At 65.2% G+C, this 16123-nt stretch carries 17 protein-coding genes and 1 riboswitch; of the genes, 10 read left to right on the top strand and 7 right to left on the bottom strand.

Translation table 11 applies throughout. From position 1 onward, the window contains the following. The first annotated feature begins 282 nt into the window (after window positions 1–282). Window positions 283–891: a hypothetical protein gene (locus tag ACVKN3_RS15845; protein ID WP_354516438.1), complete on the top strand. Its 609-nt coding sequence runs from the start codon at window positions 283–285 to the stop codon at window positions 889–891. A gap of 53 nt (window positions 892–944) precedes the next feature. Here the strand turns inward: ACVKN3_RS15845 and ACVKN3_RS15840 are convergent, their stop codons facing one another. Further along, on the bottom strand, window positions 945–2900 hold the full coding sequence (locus tag ACVKN3_RS15840) for a WD40 repeat domain-containing protein (protein ID WP_354516436.1): 1956 nt from the start codon (window positions 2898–2900) through the stop codon (window positions 945–947). Between the two features lie 76 nt (window positions 2901–2976). Here ACVKN3_RS15840 and ACVKN3_RS15835 point away from each other — a divergent pair, with 76 nt between their 5' ends. Further along, window positions 2977–3984 (top strand): hypothetical protein, encoded by a 1008-nt coding sequence (locus ACVKN3_RS15835; RefSeq protein ID WP_354516434.1) that lies wholly within the window; start codon window positions 2977–2979, stop codon window positions 3982–3984. Window positions 3985–3998: 14 nt separating this feature from the next. On the opposite strand, the gene ACVKN3_RS15830 is transcribed toward ACVKN3_RS15835, so the two are convergent. The 3 genes from ACVKN3_RS15830 to ACVKN3_RS15820 form a co-directional block, all read right to left on the bottom strand. After that, window positions 3999–4385 carry a nuclear transport factor 2 family protein gene (locus ACVKN3_RS15830; protein WP_285400962.1) on the bottom strand — a complete coding sequence of 129 codons (387 nt, stop codon included), beginning with the start codon at window positions 4383–4385 and terminating at the stop codon, window positions 3999–4001. A 96-nt stretch (window positions 4386–4481) separates the two neighbouring features. Next, a complete protein-coding gene (locus ACVKN3_RS15825; protein WP_354516433.1) occupies window positions 4482–5555 on the bottom strand; it encodes an alpha/beta hydrolase family protein in 1074 nt (357 codons plus the stop codon). Continuing rightward, window positions 5549–6388, bottom strand: coding sequence for an AraC family transcriptional regulator (locus ACVKN3_RS15820; RefSeq protein WP_354516431.1), 840 nt, complete (start codon window positions 6386–6388; stop codon window positions 5549–5551). The genes ACVKN3_RS15825 and ACVKN3_RS15820 overlap by 7 nt, the downstream gene beginning before the upstream one ends. A gap of 155 nt (window positions 6389–6543) precedes the next feature. Further along, window positions 6544–6609, top strand: a riboswitch (Fluoride riboswitch). Between the two features lie 71 nt (window positions 6610–6680). Between ACVKN3_RS15820 and ACVKN3_RS15815 the strand changes: the two genes are divergently transcribed. The 7 genes from ACVKN3_RS15815 (at window position 6681) to ACVKN3_RS15785 (ending at window position 12045) form a co-directional block, all read left to right on the top strand. Next, the gene (locus ACVKN3_RS15815) at window positions 6681–7997 is read left to right on the top strand and encodes a voltage-gated chloride channel family protein (RefSeq protein ID WP_354516429.1); all 1317 of its coding nucleotides are present in this window, start codon (window positions 6681–6683) and stop codon (window positions 7995–7997) included. Between the two features lie 96 nt (window positions 7998–8093). Continuing rightward, the gene (locus ACVKN3_RS15810; protein WP_354516427.1) at window positions 8094–8492 is read left to right on the top strand and encodes a DUF2946 domain-containing protein; all 399 of its coding nucleotides are present in this window, start codon (window positions 8094–8096) and stop codon (window positions 8490–8492) included. Between the two features lie 78 nt (window positions 8493–8570). Further along, window positions 8571–9503, top strand: a complete 933-nt coding sequence (locus ACVKN3_RS15805; protein WP_354516425.1) for a hypothetical protein — start codon at window positions 8571–8573, stop codon at window positions 9501–9503. 20 nt (window positions 9504–9523) lie between these two features. Then, window positions 9524–10906: a PepSY-associated TM helix domain-containing protein gene (locus ACVKN3_RS15800; RefSeq protein ID WP_354516423.1), complete on the top strand. Its 1383-nt coding sequence runs from the start codon at window positions 9524–9526 to the stop codon at window positions 10904–10906. Window positions 10907–10988: 82 nt separating this feature from the next. Further along, window positions 10989–11489: a YciE/YciF ferroxidase family protein gene (locus ACVKN3_RS15795; RefSeq protein ID WP_354516421.1), complete on the top strand. Its 501-nt coding sequence runs from the start codon at window positions 10989–10991 to the stop codon at window positions 11487–11489. A 59-nt stretch (window positions 11490–11548) separates the two neighbouring features. Beyond that, window positions 11549–11782, top strand: a complete 234-nt coding sequence (locus ACVKN3_RS15790) for a hypothetical protein (RefSeq protein WP_354516419.1) — start codon at window positions 11549–11551, stop codon at window positions 11780–11782. Between the two features lie 38 nt (window positions 11783–11820). Beyond that, complete coding sequence (locus tag ACVKN3_RS15785; protein WP_354516417.1) at window positions 11821–12045, top strand: hypothetical protein; 225 nt, start codon at window positions 11821–11823, stop codon at window positions 12043–12045. A gap of 91 nt (window positions 12046–12136) precedes the next feature. Here ACVKN3_RS15785 and ACVKN3_RS15780 read toward each other — a convergent pair whose 3' ends face one another. After that, window positions 12137–13687, bottom strand: a complete 1551-nt coding sequence (locus ACVKN3_RS15780; protein WP_354516415.1) for a PAS domain-containing hybrid sensor histidine kinase/response regulator — start codon at window positions 13685–13687, stop codon at window positions 12137–12139. A gap of 87 nt (window positions 13688–13774) precedes the next feature. Further along, a complete protein-coding gene (locus ACVKN3_RS15775; RefSeq protein ID WP_285400942.1) occupies window positions 13775–14017 on the bottom strand; it encodes a hypothetical protein in 243 nt (80 codons plus the stop codon). Between the two features lie 263 nt (window positions 14018–14280). On the opposite strand from ACVKN3_RS15775, the gene ACVKN3_RS15770 reads away from it, so the two are divergent. Further along, window positions 14281–14715, top strand: coding sequence for a DUF3757 domain-containing protein (locus ACVKN3_RS15770; protein ID WP_354516413.1), 435 nt, complete (start codon window positions 14281–14283; stop codon window positions 14713–14715). A 12-nt stretch (window positions 14716–14727) separates the two neighbouring features. Here the strand turns inward: ACVKN3_RS15770 and ACVKN3_RS15765 are convergent, their stop codons facing one another. Beyond that, the gene (locus ACVKN3_RS15765; RefSeq protein WP_354516411.1) at window positions 14728–16047 is read right to left on the bottom strand and encodes a dicarboxylate/amino acid:cation symporter; all 1320 of its coding nucleotides are present in this window, start codon (window positions 16045–16047) and stop codon (window positions 14728–14730) included. Window positions 16048–16123: the final 76 nt, after the last annotated feature.

Genomic DNA, 16123 nt, shown 5'->3' with positions numbered 1-16123 from the left:
AAGACCGGCCGTCTGGCAGCCGTCATGCGGTAGCGTGATCGAGGCGGTGAAGCCCTCGGCGCGCAACAGATCGCACACGCGCATCGGCTTACCCGCAATGGGAGTACTAGTTTTACCAAGACATCGCCAAGCCGTTATGGCTATTCTTGCGGGCTAGATCTGATGACGTTGCGACGACGTACTTCGCGCGATAGATGTCATGGGAAGTACGTCCGGGACATCCATGGCAAGTCGTTCGGGCTGAAAAATCCAATGGTCCGGTACAAGAGGAAATGGAAAAGGATGTTGAAGCATGTAGCTATTTTTTGCCTTTGTGCGGCAGGCGGTGCCTCGCTGTCGGCCGCTCACGCCGCCGATGCGCATCGGTCAGTCGATGCGCGCACGCTGGACGTGGCGGGCGTTAAAACCGGCATGGATTTCAACGAAGCGCGCACGGCGCTGGCTGCGCATTTTCATGCTGCATCTTCCGATATCAAGCAAGATCCCTATCCCGGTGAAAATCCGGTCACTCATACAAAGCTGCCCAGTTATGTGGCTTACGAGAAAGACGGGGCCAAGGTGACGGTTCATTTTGAGGGCCGGGTTCCGGTCGATAAGGCACGCCCTCTTGTCGTCTCGCAGATCGATTACGAGCTGCCCTGGTCCACGCAGAACTCTCAGGCCATGGCTAAAGCGGCCTTGGAGAAATATGGCGAGCAGTCCAACGCACCCAATAAGCTGCCGATGCAATGGTGTGTTAATCCCAGTCGCAATGCGGGCATGGGATGCAGCGTGACCCCTCAGGCCGTGCTCACGCTCAGCCAGGTCCACATGACGCTAACGGACCCGGCCTGGTCCGATGCACGCATACAATTTATCGAAGCGTCGCATGCCAGCAAGCCGAGTTTCTGACGCGATAAGCCGAGAGTGGGGCGACACGTCCCTGAACGTGACGCGAGGTGCCTTCACCCGTCGGAAGGCACGTCCCAGGCGACAAGTCCGTTCTCGCAGCGTCCCCACAGACGCTGCCCGGACGGGCTCCACTGGAGTTGCGTAAGCCCCCGGCATCCCGCAGCGTCCGCTTGCAGCGTGAGCGAGCGGCCGCTATCCAGGTTCCATAGCACTGCAACGGTCTTGCCGGTACCGGGGCCAAGGGCCAGCCGGTGACCGTCGGGCGAGCCGACCGCTGTTCCCAGTGAATCCTGCCCGGGCAAGGTCAGCGAGTAGCGCAGCTTGCCACTGGCGACGTCGACGACATGCACGCCGGGATGGCGCGTCTTCCCTTCCATCAGCACGAAGCCGACCGCGATCCAGCCGCCCTTGACGGAGCCGAAGGGCTCCGGTGTCCACTGCGCCATGCCGGTATCGTCGGTGGGGTCCACCTCGCCGAAGCGACGCGGCAAGGTCACGACGCGCCGCACGCGGCCCGTCTTGCCATCGAGTTCGGTCAGCCCGTAGACGTCTTCGACCCATGTATTGGCCATTGCGCCGTCCCAGCGCACCGGCTTGATCTGCCCGTTACCGCGCATGGAACCTTTCATCATGTCCTGGCGGGGGGAGGCAAAACGCAGCGTGTATGGCCAGCGCGTGCCATCGGCCATCGGTGGCGCGACCGCTTGCCATACATCGAGCGTATCGCGGCCTGCGCGATAGTCGTGGCGGTACGTCAACGGCACGCCATGGCCGTCGTGGAAGTAGCTCATGTACCCGTCATCCGGCTCGGTCGCGGTGTCGAATGCCATGGGATGCTTCGCCAGCGACCCGGTCGTCGCGTCGAAGCGCATGACGAGCCCATCGGCCGTCATGTACGCGGCTTGCCCATTCGCCTCGCGCGACAACAGCCACTTGGTGAAAAATGTCGACGGCGTCCACAGCTCCCGCGGCTCGCCGCTGGCATGAGGCGACCAGTGAAGCAGTGCTTGCGGATAACGGCGAACGAGCAAGACGCTGCCGTCGGCGAGCACCGCGAAGTCATTCATGGCCTTGAACGACACGATCGCTTGCGCTTCGAGCACCTCCGCGTGGGCGTCCGGCGCCGTGAGCTTCGGCTCGGTCGGCGCGGGGCCGGGCGGGGAGGGTGCTCGCCAATGCTCCGCACTCAAGCCAAGCTCCACGTCGGCGTGGGGCAGCGTGCTCAACGCGTCGAAGACCGGGCCGAACAGGTCCTCCGGCACGCTGCTGCGGTGCAGGCGCTTCGGCGGGCCCGGACTGAAAATGTTCAGACCGGCCGCATTGCGCATCTGGCCTATGATCCCGCCCCTGGGATTTGGGTAGTCGTCATTCCGCGTCAGATGAACCGCCGTGGCGGGGTGACCGAGCACAGCGTCGAGCTGCGTCACGTTGGCGATGGCGATACTGGTGCTGCGGCCCAAGGCACCGTGACTGCGTTCGGCGCTGCCGCTCCAGTACGCGAACTGTTCGGTCAACAGAGCCATGCGCTCACTGTCCGATCGAAAGCGCATGGATCGCTCCATCCGGGCCATGCGATCGGGAATCTCCGACGCCACCAGTGCGCCGTCGCGAACGTCCTGTTCCAGCCTGGGCAGGTCGAATCGGCGCACGAGGTCTTTTACGAGATCGGGGCGCCGCGTCAACAGCACGTCGCCCCACGCGTCATCCATCCTGGACAACGGGTTTCGTCCGGCTTCCTCATGCAAGGGGCCCAGGTGTTTCAGTGCAGCGACGACCATCGGCAAGACCTGGTCAAACGGCAGGGCGACGACGATGTCTACCTCGTCGAGCCGTTGCCCATCCTTCGCCAATTGCGGCGACTGCAGCGCTTTAGGCAGACCGCCGTCGATGTCCTCGGTAGCGCATGGCACGATGGCCCAACCCTGCGGCAGCGTGGCGGCGTTGCTGACGCCGCTATAGCTGACCGCGGCGAGCCATATCGCGTACTTCCGCAGGCCTGAGGATTTCATGTGTTCTGCGTATTTCTCATGTGTGAATTATCCTGCGCTTCCTGTCGTGAGGTCTACAACAACATCCATGATCCCCATGAATATGCAGGCCATGCTGATCGGCTCCATGATCTTCATGGTGTCCCTGGTTTCGCTTGGGCTGTTGATCGTCTGCCTGCTGGCTTTCCTGATTCCGCGTTTCAGGCGCTACATGCTCGCACGGCGTTGGCGGTTCGGCGTGCTGGTCGTCGGCCTGGCGGTCGTCAGCGCGCCCGTCGTCACCATCGTGGGCGAGGCGTGGCTCGACGAGCGCGCACACCATCCGCGTCTGGACCACGAGGAAGTGCTGGGCGAGCTGGTGCTGCCGGCGGGCACGCAGGTCTATCTCGAATACCTGAAACCCTTCAACGACCTGAGCGGCGATCCCATGCCGTATGGCATGCAAAGCCTCAAGCACGCCGAGTTCGATCGGGCGCCGGGAAGCATCCTGGGGATGCGCGTGCGACGTCTGGCGTTGTGGCAAGGCCATGGCAATGCGACGGTGGAGACGATGGCCGCGGCGGACGTGCAAGGCTGGCGATGCGAGCCCGGCAAGGTCGAGTTCCGCTTTCCCTTCGGTGCTCACTTCACCTTGTCAAAGTGGCGCCTGGAAAGCTGCATGCTGGCACCGGGCAGCACCATCGGTGGCATCGTCTGGCCGGGACCTGTCAAGGTGTTTTCCACGAAGGAGGGGGAATGGGACGTGGCGTCTGACGATGCGGCCACCCGGCTTCTGGGCCTTGACCTGCGGCCGCTGAGCATGCGCCTGAACGGTCCTCACGGCGATGTGGTGACGTGGTCCGGTGTACTCGACCACGCCCTCGACGTCGGCCCTATCCACTATGCCGCGGGCATCGAGGTACGCAGTTACCAGGGGCATCTGCTCTTTATCCCGCGGCCGGACATGCCGGCCATCGATAAGCGGACAAAGACGCCAATCGAGCAGGACCATTCGGTGGTGCAGCGTGTGACGGGGGAGGTGCTGGGTGTGCGTCCGAACCACGAGGTGGGAATACGTAACGTCGACGAACTCTTGGTCCCGGATGAGCTACTGGTTCCCAACTGATGACATTCGCACGCTCAGGCGGTGTCCAGATCGAAGGGAGTCGTCGGAGTTCCCTGATGGAATCGCATTTGCCACCGGTCGCCTGACCGTTGCCACAGTGAACTCCGCAGTGTGTGTGCGGCGACAGCACCATCTTCCCCGATGCGGACGGTTCGATAGGTCAGCAAAACTAGACTGTCGCACTGAAGCTCCGCTCGAAACCGGTCGGCCTTGATCGTTGCCTCGGATAAATCATCCGGAAGGGATGAGAGCACTTCCTGCCGACCATACGTTGCCCCGGAACGACCGATCTCTCGAAAATCATCGTGCAAGAGCTCGCCCAGACGCGCGCGGTCCCTGCGAGTCATAGGCGTATGGAGTTCGACCTCCAAGCCGACGAGATCCGCCATCAGACCGTCCATAACGTTTGCTCCTGTGGGGGATTTTCACTCTAAGCCACGACCGCCTCAGGTCAAGCGTGAATAGTTATCTGCGCGGCTTCTTCGACCGAGCCAAGCCTACCGAAGCGCCCCTCGAAACACCGCAATCGCCTGAGCTATCGCCGCAGCGTGCGCCTGGTCCTGATGCGTTGCCTTTGCGCACTGCGGCACGACCTTCGTCGCGGCCGGCTGGCAGTTGCCCAGGAAGTCGTAGTGGGTCGCACCCTGCAGACGTTGTTCCTTCGCCCCAGGAACCAACGTCGCCACCACATCGGCATTGGTTGCCGCGGGCGCCACGGTGTCCGCGGTACCCACGAGGATCGACACGGGCACCGGCATGCGGCGAAGTGAATCCGTGGCCAGGGCCTGCACGATCGCAGGCGCCATGACGAAGACGGCACGTACGCCCGGCACGGCATGGTCACCGGCGGCATCCTTGAAGCGCGCCTGCATGTCCGGATCCTTCAACCAGGCGCCGATGTCGCGTGCCGTCAGGTCGGGCGCTTCGAGCTGGGGTGCGCACACGCCATCGTCGGGGTGCTTCTGGCAGAAGTCGGCGAAGTGTCGAACATCCACGCGCGCGCCACCCGCGACGAGCGCAGCGAATCCGCCGGCCGAGAAGCCCGCGACGCCAAGGCGCGTGCCGTCGATGTGCGGTGACAGTTCGGGGTCGGCCTTGACCGTGTTCCAGGCGGCCTTCAGGTCCTCTGCGCGCTCCCACCACCATGCGGCGCCATTCGCCGTGATCGGCTCGCGTCCGTTGCTTCCCGGGTGGTCCACGGCGATGACGACGAAGCCTGCGCGGGCGAGTGCCGTGCCGAACCAGGCCATCATGCGGGCCGTGCCGCCGAAGCCGTGCGAAAGCAGCACCACGGGATAGCGCCCCTTCGCCAGCGGCGCCTCCGCGGCGGCGCGTCCCGTCACGAACAGCGGGGCGTCGGCCGGCCCGATGACCAGAGGCGTTTCACGGGCACCCTCATCGGCCGGATACCACACGGTGATGGCCACGGCCGACGATCCGTCGGCATGGCGCAGTGCGGCAGTGGGCGTGGTCGTGGATCGGTGGGTTTCGCCCACGGCGGCTATGGCTTGTCCCCCCAGGATCGAAAGCCCCAGTGCGGCGACGCTGCGTATCAAGCTCGCTTTCAGCATGTGCGACTCACTCCTTCCACGGGGATACAGATATCGACGCCGCCGTAACCGGTCGCCGGATTGAACAAGGCGTCGTAGCGTTCGAAGTCGGGGGCATCGATCGGGACGAAGCCCGCGGCGGGGAGCCAGTCGCTTAGCAAGGCCCGCCAGGTACGGGGGATGGAGCCGATGTGGCCTGCATGACGGGCAACGACGTACCGCTGGCGGGGCAGGCGCAGCCGCCGATATCCGCGGGGTGCCTGGCCGACGTTATCGACCTCGTAGCCGGCAAGATAATCCAGCCGGCCTTCGTCATCCGTCGTGCGGCACACGCCATAGGTGTACTGGCATGTACCGAGCGATTGTTCGGTGTGCAGGCGCTGCCACTGCGATGGGATGCCCGCCGTGTCGCTGGACAGGTAAGACGCGTCGATGCCGGTCAGCAGCAGCGGGCCGATCTCTTCCGTGCGCAGCATCGGCGCCGGGCCCACCGGCTCTTCCATCACACGCATGGGGGCGAGTGTCGCGAGCCCCTCGACGTGACCGCGCTTGCGCACGTCCTCTGGCGGCAACCCGAATGCATCGCGGAACGCGCGGGTGAACGCTTCATGCGAGCCGTAGCCGGATGACAAAGCGACAGGAAGGATGTTCGGTGCACCCGCGGCAAGATCGGCGGCGGCCTGGCTCAGTCGACGCACGCGGATATAGCGGGCGACGGACCAGCCCGTGGCGGCACGGAAGAGGCGTGCAAGGTGAAAGGCCGATACCCCTGCAGCATCCGCGACATCACCCAGCGAGAGTTCGTCGCCCGAATGACTTTCGATGTACCAGACTGCGCGTTGGACGGCGGCCATGTCCCTTTCCCCGTGGTATCGGCGAATGATACGGGGGATGCCGGCCCGCCATTTGATGGTTCTTGCCAGGGCCCGCTCCGCGAAACGATACGGGCCTGGCGCCTTGCGTGACTCCGGCACACACGGTTGACGCCGCCGCAGGCGCCACTTACGCTCCCCACCACGGAGATGGCATTCCTCCGCGAACCGCCCCCTCGGGGGCTGATGATGCCTACATGTCCTGGGTTTCCCGGGGATGTAGGCACGCGTGCCGCAGCCCCGCCCAGGTGGTTTCCTCCGATCTGGACGCCCGATGCGCGCCTTTCGCTCCCTCGAACAATGGGAACTCTTCCCTTATATCGGCAAATGGCTGTTGCTCGCCTGTGCCGCCGCCGTGCTGGCCGGCACGGCCTCGGCCGGGTTCCTGCTCAGTCTGGACTGGGCCACGCGGACGCGTGAAGCCACGCCCTGGATCATGGTGCTGCTGCCCGTCGCCGGCTTGGTCGTGGGCTGGGCCTATGACCGGCTGGGAAAGCCGGTGGAGGCCGGCAACAACCTGATCATCGACGAGATCCACGACCCCCGGAAGGTGATCCCGCGCCGCATGGTGCCGCTGGTCTTCATCGGCACGGTGGTGTCGCATCTGTTCGGGGCCTCGGTCGGGCGCGAAGGCACCGCCGTGCAGATGGGTGGTGCCCTGGCGGATCAGGTCACGGTGCTGTGCCGACTGCGGCCGGAGGATCGCCGGGTGCTGCTGATGGCTGGCATGAGCGCCGGCTTTGCCGCCGTCTTCGGTACCCCGCTTGCCGGGGCGCTATTCGGGCTGGAAGTGCTGGCGATCGGCCGCCTGCGTTACGACGCGCTGTTTCCTTGCGTCATCGCGGCGATCGTCGCGGACCATGTGTGCCTGGCCTGGGGCGTTCACCACACCGTGTATGTCGTGGGTACCGTCGCCCCGCTGACGGCCTGGTCCGTGGCTGCGGTTATCGTCGCCGGCATCGCCTTCGGCTTGGTCGGCCTGCTGTTCGCCAAGGCGACTCATGGGATGGGGGCGCTGATGAAACGGCTGGTCGGTTATCCGCCGTTGCGACCCTTCGTGGGTGGCGCGGTCATCGCCGGATCGGTCTACGTGCTTCATACGCAGGCTTATATCGGCCTGGGCATTCCGACGATCGTCGCGGCGTTCGATCACCCCCTGCCGTGGTGGGACAGCGTGGGGAAGTTCGGCTATACGGTGGCCTCGCTGGGGGCCGGATTCAAAGGCGGCGAAGTCACACCGTTGTTCTTCATCGGCGCCACCCTGGGCAACAGCCTGGCGCCGCTGCTGCATCTTCCGTTTGCCATGCTGGCGGGCCTGGGTTTCGTCGCCGTGTTCGCAGGCGCGGCCAACACCCCGTTGGCCACCACGGTGATGGCCATCGAACTGTTCGGTCCGGCGATCGCACCTTTTGCGGCCATCGCCTGCGTGGCGAGCTACCTGTTCTCGGGGCATACGGGCATTTATCACGCACAGCGCCTGGGCCGCGCCAAGCATGTGCGTCACGTGCCGGAAGATCTTCGCCTGGGGGAATGGCCGGCCTATCGGCGCAGGCAACGGGACCATTCGACCACCGACGTGCCCGAGTCATGAAAAGCGTGCACGGATCCGGAGGCGACGCGCGAACCGCCAGCGCATCCACGCATCCGTCGTAAACGCTGGGCCGGCGAACTATGCCATGATCTGGATATGGGTCCAGGGTTCGGGAGTTCCGAGGTGTTTTCACGGGCATCGCAACGCAGGTGGTTTGCATGGCTGGCATTCGCCGCGCTGTGCCTGAACCTCGTGGCGCCGTCCGTGTCCCGGGCCCTCACCGTCGAGGCGTCCTGGCTCGACCTGGGTGCCTGGTGTACCGGTCAGGGGCCGAGCGATCCGCACCCGGACAAGCCCGATCCGCTGCATCACGGTGAGGCCTGCGGTTATTGCGCGCTCGCCGCGCAGCAGCCGCTGGTCCCGACGGCGTCGGTGGTCCTGTCCGTTCCCGTGGCGGCCGCGACAGCGACCCGCAGTCTCCCGACGATGGCATGGGCTCACGCGCTGCCTCCCGGCGCCACGCTTCCGCGCGGTCCCCCCAGCGCCCGCGGTTGACGATTCGGCCCGCCGTCGCTGTACGGCGTCTTCCTCGTTCGCTGCAGGCGCCCATGCGCCTTGCTGGGGTTTCCGGTTATGTACAGATCTTGCCTGACCCGCGCGCTTTCGGCTGCGCTCGTCGTTTCCCTTTCGCTGGGCTCGCTCTCCGCACATGCCTGTGCGTGTGGCTGCGGTATTTTCGATGTCGGCACGGGGGGCTTGCTGCCCAACGGCGCCAGGAACACGCTTTCCCTTCAATACAGTTACCTGGACCAGCCGCGGAACTGGGCGGGTAGTTCGTCCGCACCCGCGGGGCAGAACGACGACAAGCACATCCGCAGCGAGTTCTACCTGGCCGGGTGGCAGCACATGTTCAGCCGGGCATGGGGCCTCCAGGTCGAAGTGCCCTATACGGCACGGCACTTCACGACCACGGACGATGACACGGGTGTGGTGGGCAGCCACGATCACGCCGCGCTGGGCGACATCCGCATCATGGGGATGTATACGGGCTTTTCGGGCGATATGTCGTCGGGGCTGGTCTTCGGTCTCAAGCTCGCCACCGGCGACTGGCGTTACAAGGGCTTCGACCGGGATACGGCCATCGGCACGGGCACGACGGATATCCTTCTGGGTGGCTATCACCAGACCTACTTCGGTACCGGCTCCTGGGGCGGTTTTGCGCAGACACAGCTGGACCAGGCGATGAACACGCGGGCAGGCTATCGCCCCGGCACGGAGCTGGACAGCGCGTTCGGGATCTACCCTGCAGGGTGGACGTTCGCGGGCGGCGCGCAGGTCACGCCGATCGTCCAGGCGCTGGTGTCCTTGCGCGCCAAGGACCATGGCCTCAACGCCGCACCGGGCGACAGCGGCTACGAGCGCGTGCTCGTTTCCCCGGCGGTGGAGTTGAAAGTCCGCGCGTTCCGCCTCTACGCGGATGTGGAGCGACCCGTCTTCCAGCATGTCAACGGCAACCAGCTGGTGCCGCACTGGCAGGGCAAGCTGCTTGCCAGCATCAACTTCTGATCCGTCAACCGAACTCTCCGATGACCCACGCAGCGACATCATCGTCCCGCGCCACCTACCGCCTCATCTGGCGCTGGCATTTCTATGCCGGGCTGTTCTGCCTGCCGTTCATCGTCTGGCTGGCCACCACCGGCATGATCTACCTGTTCAAGCCGCAGATCGAACCGTTTCTGGAAAGGCAGTACGCGCATGTCACCGACGGCCCGGCCCGGCCGGCCTCGGCACAAATAGCGGCAGCACTAGCGGCGGTGCCCGGTACGGTACTCAACGCCTACGAGCTGCCGTCCAGCCCCACGGCCGCGACCCGGGTGCTGGTGGGGAAGGGCGCCCATGTCACCCGTGTGTTCGTCGACCCCTCCAGCGCGAAAGTGCTTGGCGTGGTCGGCGAGGACGATCGGTTCATGCGGGTGATCTTCTACCTGCACGGCGAACTGCTGCTGGGGACGAAGGGCTCGATGCTGGTGGAGCTGGCGGCGTCGTGGACGATACTGATGTTGCTGTCCGGTCTTTACCTCTGGTGGCCGCGCGGCGGTCGCGTCATGGGCACGCTTGTGCCGCGCTTGAATGCCGGTGGCCGCGTGTTCTGGCGTGACCTCCACGCGGTCACGGGATGCTGGATTTCGCTGATGGCGTTGTTCCTGCTCGTGTCAGGACTTCCCTGGAGCAAATCCTGGGGCGGCATGTTGCAAACGGTGCGACAGGCCTACGCCGCCTCTGCCGCGGCGCCCGACTGGACGCTCGGCAGCGCGGCCGAACGGGCGACGAATCGCGCCGCCAACACACCGATTGCCGATGAACACGCGATGCATCACGGCATGGCGATGGACATGCCGATGGGCGGTGGTCCCGACTATGGGGCGATCGACCGACTGGTGCCGACGGTGGCTGCCCTTGCCCTTCCGCCACCGGTGCTGATCGCGCCACCTTCAAAACTCAAGCCGAACTGGACGGCCCGGTCCGACACGCAGAATCGGCCACAGCGCGTGGATGTCGTCCTGGACGCCGCCACCGGGACGGTAACCCGCCGCACCGCCTTCGCCGATCACCCCTTGCTGGATCGGCTGATCGGCTACGGCGTGGCTATCCACGAGGGACAGCTGTTCGCGCCGCTCAATCAGTTACTCGGCGTAGTGACGGCGCTTGGCCTGTTGACGCTGTCCACCAGCGCCGTCGTGCTGTGGTGGCGGCGTCGTCCCGCAGGCACGCTGGGTGCGCCGCCGGCACACGCGGGCGCGCGGTACCCCCGGTTGATCGTCGCGCTGCTTGTCGTGCTGGGACTGCTGCTGCCCCTGCTGGGCGTCACGATGGTGCTGGTGCTTCTGGCCGAGCATGGGCTGCTTCGGCGCTTTCCGTCTACGCGGCACCTGCTGGGGCTGTCCGGGCCTTCCGTGCGACGACGCTGAAACCTTTTTCTTCACCGCGAACCGAGTCCTTCGTGACAACTTGCGGAGTACGTTGGAGGCTCATCCCAACGGGAAAGCCCCCATGACGATCAAGACCATCGAAGAACTCTTCATTCACGAACTGTCCGACATCTACAGCGCCGAAAAGCAGCTGACCAAGTCCCTGCCGCGCATGGCTCGTGCCTCGACGGCACCCGAACTCAAGGAAGCTTTCACGTCCCATCTGGAAGAAACCCAGGGTCAGGTAGAGCGCATCGACCAGATCGTTGAATTACTCGATATTCGCCTCAAGCGCATCAAATGTGCCGCCATGGAAGGTCTGGTGGAAGAGGGCAAGGAAGTCATCGAAACGGTAGAGGCGGGCCCGCTGCGCGACGCGGCGCTGATCGGTGGTGGGAACAAGGTCGAGCACTACGAGATCGCGTCGTACGGCACCCTTGCCGCCATGGCCAAGCAGCTTGGCTACAAGGATGCTGTTCCGCTTCTGCTTGAAACTCTTGCGGAAGAGAAAGCCGCGGACGAAAAGCTCACCATGTTGAGCGAGCGCCTCTCGACGCAGGCAAAGGCCGAAAAGGCAGCGTGAGACGAACCGCGCGGGCGCCCTGTGCGGCGCCCGTTTCTGCACGAAATACGGAGCGCGCTATGAGCGAACATGTGAGCACCTTGAGTGAGGTGGTCATCTATATTGCGCCGCCGGCAACGGTCCGCGGACGCTGGCGGGTGCGATCGGACGGCCGCCCCGAGAAGGAAGTCGAGACGGAGCATGCGGCGGTGGCATTTGCGGCCGAACACGCGCGGATGATCGAGAATGCCGGCGGCGCCGCCATCGTCAAGATCGAGCGTGCGGACGGGAGCTGGGAAACGTTTCGGACGTGACGGTCCGCGAGCCTGATGGGGATGCAGAAAGTGGGTGAATGGTGTACATTTGTACGATGTACAGCAACTACCGCTGCATACTCCATACCGAGCCGGCGCCCGAGGGGCCAGGTTACGTAGGCTCGTTCGAGGTCGTCGACCATCGCGGCGACACCGTCCAGGTGGGCCGGCACGACGCGGTGTATCCGCGCATGCAGCAGGCACTGGAGCAGGTATGGGCCATGGGCCGAAACGCCGTCGCCGCGCTTGAAGCGAAGCGTTAACGGTCTGGCCTGCTGGCAGCGATGCGTGCCGTCATCGAACGATTGAACGGATGGATAAGGCCAGCCGCGCGACTCATGGAACGGGTCGTCCTTATCGTGGTCTTCCATCGGCCGTCGCACCGAGACAGTTGTCGATCGCACGCATGAAATACCTCGCCGTGAAGGGCTTGACCAGCACGGCGGTGTCGCCTGGCAGTCGCGTGTCCAGGTCGTCGCCGGCGTAGCCGGTGATGAGCAGCACCGGCATGCCGGGCAGGCGGTCATGGCACTGTCGTGCCAGCTCGCAGCCGTCGGTCGGTCCTTCCAGGCCGATGTCGCTCACCACCAGATCCCAGTCCATGCGCGTGGCCAACGTGGCCATCGCCGTTTGCGCGTCCGCCACGGACGTCACGTCGTGGCCCGCTTCGCGTAGCAGTTCCGCCAGGGGCTCGCGCACGTGCGCCTCGTCGTCCACCAGGAGCACCACGGCCCGGCGGGACGGACGCGACGCGGTTTCGGTGAGATATGACGTGCCGGCGGTCGCGCTTTCGTCGGACGCCAGCGGCAGCCAGATGCGCACGCGCGTGCCGACGCCGATCACGCTGGCAACGTCGATGGCGCCACCGGACTGGTGCACGTAGCCATGCACCTGCGATAGCCCCAGTCCGGTACCGGCGCCTTGCGGCTTGGTCGTGAAGAACGGCTCGAAGATGCGTTCCAGGCTGTCCTGGGGAATGCCGACGCCCGAGTCGGTGACCTCGATCAACGCGAACCCGTGCTTGCCGGACAAGGGCAGGCTTTCATGCAGGTCGCCCGGAACGACGGTGCGCCGCGCGCGCAGCTGGATACGACCGTTGACGTGCGAGGCATCGCGCGCATTGAACAGCAGGTTCAACAGGGCGACTTCGAGTTGCGCGTCGTCGACGTGCACCTCGGGCAATGCCGGCTCGACCGATACCTCCACACGGCCCTCCTGGCCCGGGCCGGGGCGCAACAGCGCGGCGATGGCAGGCAGGCGTCGTCCGAGGTCGACCGGCCGTGGATTGAGCGGTGCGCGTCGCGAAAAGGCGAGCAGCCGGTGCGTCATGCGGGCAGCGCGGTCGACGAGCTCGCCACCGCGGGCGGCCAGGCGCCCACATTCGTCGAGCCTGCCCTTGGCGATAAAGACGTTGAGCAAGTCGAACGAACCGGCCAGCCCTTGCAGGACGTTGTTGAAATCGTGCGCGATGCCGGCGGTCAACTCGCCGATGGCGACCATCTTGTTCTTTTGCAGCGCCTGGGCTTCCAGTTGCCGGCGTGTGGTGACATCGGCCACCACGCCACATATCCGCAGCGGTTGGCCGTCCGTCCCGAACTCCGTGCGGCCCAGCGGCGCGATCCAGTGGATGGACCCGTCGGGCCATTTCACGCGGACCTCGCAACGCAGGGTGCCCTCGACAAGGGCGCTGCGGAAGGCGGCGGAGAACATTTCGCGGTCGTCCTCGAGCACGTGCTCCAGCGCTATCGCCAGGCTCCAGCGCGGCTGGAGTACCTCGTAGCCGAACATCTGGTCGTGTCGTAGCGAGCGCAGCGTTTCCTCATCCGATCGCAGATCGAGCTGCCAGATGCCCAGGTCGGCGCTCTGCAAGGCGAGGTGCAGCAGCTCCGGCGGGAAGCTTTCCATGGGTGACCTCGACTTTGAGGAAGCGAGGGTTGCCAGCCGGGCGTGAAGCGATGGTGATACAGCCGCTTGAAACTGAATCCAGCCGGCTCACCCGTCGAGCGGATCGTCGTCGTGCAACTCGTCCATCCAGCCGCGTCGGCGGTGCAGTGCCCACTCCACATGTTCGGAAAACAGCGTCTCGATCGGGTCGCCATTCACCATGGCGGCCAGGTGTCCGGAGGTGACGCTACCGAGGTACTCGGCCTGGTCGGGAAAGCCGGCGATGCCTTCCCGGTCCAGTTGGGCGAGGACGGCGCGCAGGTTGGTGTGGCGGGCGTGCTGGACAGGCATGGAAGGCAGGTGGCCTCGGGGCGTTCCTCATGACATCGGCGGCCCGGACCATGTCTTGAGTGCGCGGAGGCATGACGCGCTTCCCGGGCTAGGGAGCCGTTCATCTGGGGCCGAAGAAATCGTTGCCCTTTTACGGAAGGCAAGCGTCAAGGCCATGTTAGCCAAGCCAATGTGGCGAGGTGTACGTTTTGCCCGAGAACGTCCGCCGTCCCTGTGTGGCGTTAAGGTGGATCACCAGCCGCAAGGCGCATAGGGAGTGTGCAATGAGCAGCACGAAGACGATGACGGTTTCGCTGGCGATGGCCATCGCCATGACCGCCTGGGCCACCCACGCCGCCGCCGCGGATATGTCCTGCCCGGCTGCCGGGTCGATCAGGCAGAACGGCGAGACGAAGGATGGCGATATTGCCTATGAGGCCGTGTCCGGCGCTCACACCTGGAAGGGTGAGGTCTCGCAATACGACGACGCGAAACTTCACTTGGAGGGGTTGTCCTTTGCCGGTGCCTCGCTGGTCAACAGCAAGGATAAACACTGGGCGTCGTGTGACTACAAGGCCACGGACGGCAACAGCCTCCGCATGAGTCTCGACATGGAAGGCAACGCGGTGTCGCCGGCGAACGCCAAGGCGTGGAAAAGCGTCGCCGCGGGGAAGGAAACCTGCACGCAGTCGACGAGCGAAGCCTGCACTTTCAAGTGACCGGCGACTACGTCACCCGGCCAGGTCAGTCCGGGTGACGTAGTTCGACGCTTCCGGCGACAGCGCCGCATCCAGCGCCTCCCGGTCCAGTGCTCCCTCCCAGCGCGCGACGACGACGGTGGCCACCGCATTGCCGATGAAGTTGGTCAGCGAGCGGCATTCGCTCATGAAACGGTCCACGCCCAGGATCAGCGCCATGCCCGCCACGGGCAGCGAGGGCACCACGGAGAGCGTGGCCGCCAGCGTGACGAAGCCGGCGCCGGTCACGCCCGCCGCTCCCTTGGAGCTGACCATGGCCACCAGCAGCAGGGTCACCTGTTCGCCGAGGGTGAGCGGTGTGTTGGTCGCTTGCGCGATGAACAGCGCGGCCAGCGTCATGTAGATGTTGGTGCCGTCCAGGTTGAACGAGTACCCGGTGGGCACCACCAGGCCGACCACCGACTTGTCGCAGCCCGCGCGCTCCATCTTCTCCATCAGCGAGGGCAGGGCCGCTTCCGAGGACGAGGTGCCCAGCACCAGCAGCAGTTCGGCCTTCAGGTAGCGCATCAGGCGGAAGATGGAGAACCCCGCGCACTTTGCCACGGTGCCCAGCACCACCACCACGAACAGGATGGCCGTGCCGTAGAAGGTGGCGACGAGGAACAGCAGGTTGGACAGCGACTCGATGCCGTAGCGGCCGATGGTGAAGGCGATGGCGCCGAAGGCACCGATGGGTGCGGCTTTCATGAGCAGGTGCACCAGCGTGAAGACGGGCGCGGTCAGGGCTTCGAAAAACGACACCACGGGCCTGCCGCGCTCGCCGGCCAGTGTCAGCGAGATGCCGAACAGCACGGCGAACAGCAGCACCTGCAGGATATTGCCCGAGGTGAACGCGCCCACCACGGTGTCCGGAATGATGTCCAGCAGGAAGGCGGTCAGCGAGATGTCGTGGGCCTTGGTGGTGTAGGTGGCGATCTCCTTCGTCGACAGGGTGGCGGGATCGATGTTCAGGCCCGCGCCCGGTTGCACCACGTTGGCCACGACCATGCCGACGATGAGCGCCAGGGTCGAGAAGACGAGGAAGTAGAGCATCGCCTTCAGCACCACGCGGCCGACCGCGTTGAGATGAGGCATGCCGGCGATGCCGGTGACCACGGTGAGGAAGATCACCGGCGCGATGATCATCTTCACCAGCTTGATGAAGGCGTCGCCCAGTGGCTTGAGCGACTCGGCGAAGGCCGGCCAGTAGTGACCCAGCACGGCACCGAGGGCGATGGCGACCAGCACCTGCGCGTAGGTCTGGCGATACCAGGGCCGGGGAGCGGCGACGGGAACGGACTGCTGCAGGGACATGACGCGATACCGTAGGCTGCCCCGGAGGGGCGGATGCACCCTTGTAGCCCGCGCGTCCCGATCGGCCCATAGCACA

It is taken from the genome of Luteibacter sp. PvP120, assembly GCF_054055715.1.
Note: the sequence above shows the minus strand (reverse complement) of the source record. Positions and strands in the feature narration are given on the sequence as shown.

What these genes read in the sequence shown, in the direction of transcription:
- ACVKN3_RS15765 (WP_354516411.1), bottom strand. Translation starts at nt 16,047, where the DNA reads ATGTCCCTGCAGCAGTCCGTTCCCGTCGCCGCTCCCCGGCCCTGGTAT.
- ACVKN3_RS15805 (WP_354516425.1), top strand. Translation starts at nt 8,571, where the DNA reads ATGTACAGATCTTGCCTGACCCGCGCGCTTTCGGCTGCGCTCGTCGTT.
- ACVKN3_RS15775 (WP_285400942.1), bottom strand. Translation starts at nt 14,017, where the DNA reads ATGCCTGTCCAGCACGCCCGCCACACCAACCTGCGCGCCGTCCTCGCC.
- ACVKN3_RS15780 (WP_354516415.1), bottom strand. Translation starts at nt 13,687, where the DNA reads ATGGAAAGCTTCCCGCCGGAGCTGCTGCACCTCGCCTTGCAGAGCGCC.
- ACVKN3_RS15785 (WP_354516417.1), top strand. Translation starts at nt 11,821, where the DNA reads ATGGTGTACATTTGTACGATGTACAGCAACTACCGCTGCATACTCCAT.
- ACVKN3_RS15840 (WP_354516436.1), bottom strand. Translation starts at nt 2,900, where the DNA reads ATGAAATCCTCAGGCCTGCGGAAGTACGCGATATGGCTCGCCGCGGTC.
- ACVKN3_RS15790 (WP_354516419.1), top strand. Translation starts at nt 11,549, where the DNA reads ATGAGCGAACATGTGAGCACCTTGAGTGAGGTGGTCATCTATATTGCG.
- ACVKN3_RS15800 (WP_354516423.1), top strand. Translation starts at nt 9,524, where the DNA reads ATGACCCACGCAGCGACATCATCGTCCCGCGCCACCTACCGCCTCATC.
- ACVKN3_RS15825 (WP_354516433.1), bottom strand. Translation starts at nt 5,555, where the DNA reads ATGCTGAAAGCGAGCTTGATACGCAGCGTCGCCGCACTGGGGCTTTCG.
- ACVKN3_RS15845 (WP_354516438.1), top strand. Translation starts at nt 283, where the DNA reads ATGTTGAAGCATGTAGCTATTTTTTGCCTTTGTGCGGCAGGCGGTGCC.
- ACVKN3_RS15810 (WP_354516427.1), top strand. Translation starts at nt 8,094, where the DNA reads ATGGGTCCAGGGTTCGGGAGTTCCGAGGTGTTTTCACGGGCATCGCAA.
- ACVKN3_RS15820 (WP_354516431.1), bottom strand. Translation starts at nt 6,388, where the DNA reads ATGGCCGCCGTCCAACGCGCAGTCTGGTACATCGAAAGTCATTCGGGC.
- ACVKN3_RS15830 (WP_285400962.1), bottom strand. Translation starts at nt 4,385, where the DNA reads ATGGACGGTCTGATGGCGGATCTCGTCGGCTTGGAGGTCGAACTCCAT.
- ACVKN3_RS15815 (WP_354516429.1), top strand. Translation starts at nt 6,681, where the DNA reads ATGCGCGCCTTTCGCTCCCTCGAACAATGGGAACTCTTCCCTTATATC.
- ACVKN3_RS15795 (WP_354516421.1), top strand. Translation starts at nt 10,989, where the DNA reads ATGACGATCAAGACCATCGAAGAACTCTTCATTCACGAACTGTCCGAC.
- ACVKN3_RS15835 (WP_354516434.1), top strand. Translation starts at nt 2,977, where the DNA reads ATGAATATGCAGGCCATGCTGATCGGCTCCATGATCTTCATGGTGTCC.
- ACVKN3_RS15770 (WP_354516413.1), top strand. Translation starts at nt 14,281, where the DNA reads ATGAGCAGCACGAAGACGATGACGGTTTCGCTGGCGATGGCCATCGCC.